The 1040-nt window shown below is 61.6% G+C and carries 2 protein-coding genes; both read right to left on the bottom strand.

Going from position 1 to position 1040, the window contains the following annotated elements; genetic code table 11:
• The coding region (locus AB0H42_RS35930) for a DUF1428 family protein (protein ID WP_357064387.1) at positions 1-89 on the bottom strand (89 nt) is incomplete at its 3' end.
• Positions 90-193: 104 nt separating this feature from the next.
• Positions 194-1040 (bottom strand): GGDEF domain-containing protein (locus tag AB0H42_RS35925; protein ID WP_357064384.1); only part of this gene is annotated, 847 nt, incomplete at its 5' end.

Genomic DNA, 1040 nt, shown 5'->3' with positions numbered 1-1040 from the left:
AACAGCGGCGCCGCTGCGGCCGCCAACCGGTGATAGGCCTCCTTATTGGCGGCCGGTACCGCCACCACAAACCCGTCTACGTATTTCATTCTGGCATCCTCTTGTCTGATTAAGGACAGTCGGTTCGGCGCAGGCGGAAATGCCCGCGCCCCCTACCAGTTTAGACGGCCGGGGCAGAGCGCGGATCGGAAGTTCAGCGGCCATGAGCAGCCGGCGGAGACGATTCCGGTGTGGCAACCCGGTTACGGCCGGCGTTTTTCGCTTTGTACACCGCCAGATCCGCCAGCTTCAGCAGATCCGCCAGGCTTTGGCCGGCGCCGCCCGGGCAGGTCACCATGCCGATGCTGACGGTGATCTGCAGCGGATGCCCGGCCGGCATGAGGATAGACTCCGTTTCGATGCGTTGCCGCAGGCGTTCGGCCAATTGCCATCCTTGCTGCGGCTGGCCGAGCGTCGAAACGATGGCGAACTCTTCGCCCCCCATGCGGCCGAACAGGTCACCGACGCTCAGATCGGCGGCGATCGCGCGGGTAAAGGCCATCAGTGCCTGATCGCCGCCAGCATGGCCAAAACGGTCATTAATCGATTTGAAATAGTCGATATCGAGCATCATGACGCACACCAGCTCGCCCTTTTGGTCTATCAACCGTTCGCCGCGCTGCATAAACGCATTGCGCGTCAGCACGTGCGTTAACGCATCGTGATTCGCCACGTGCTCCAGCGTGCGCAGCAGCGCATTACGCGCATAGTTCATGCTGGCCACGGCGATGGGCCCCAGCGCCAGCAGCGCGATGCCCAAACGCATCGATACCGCGTTTTGCAACACCTTCATGTCGAGCGTCGTGCTAAGCAACCCGAAATCGATCGCCAGATGGCACCACAGCACATAAATCAGCACCGCAATCATGGTGCAGAACAATGAGAAGGACATCGCCAGCCATAGCAGCACCGGCATGGGAAAGATCACCGCCCCGGGGCCGCCGATCAGCACGCTGCACACCGCCGCCAGCAACAGCAGCGCCAATACCGTGAGTTTTCGC

It is taken from the genome of Nocardia sp. NPDC050799 (assembly GCF_040654015.1).
In the GTDB taxonomy this organism is placed as follows: Bacteria; Actinomycetota; Actinomycetes; order Mycobacteriales; family Mycobacteriaceae; genus Nocardia.
Note: the sequence above shows the minus strand (reverse complement) of the source record. Positions and strands in the feature narration are given on the sequence as shown.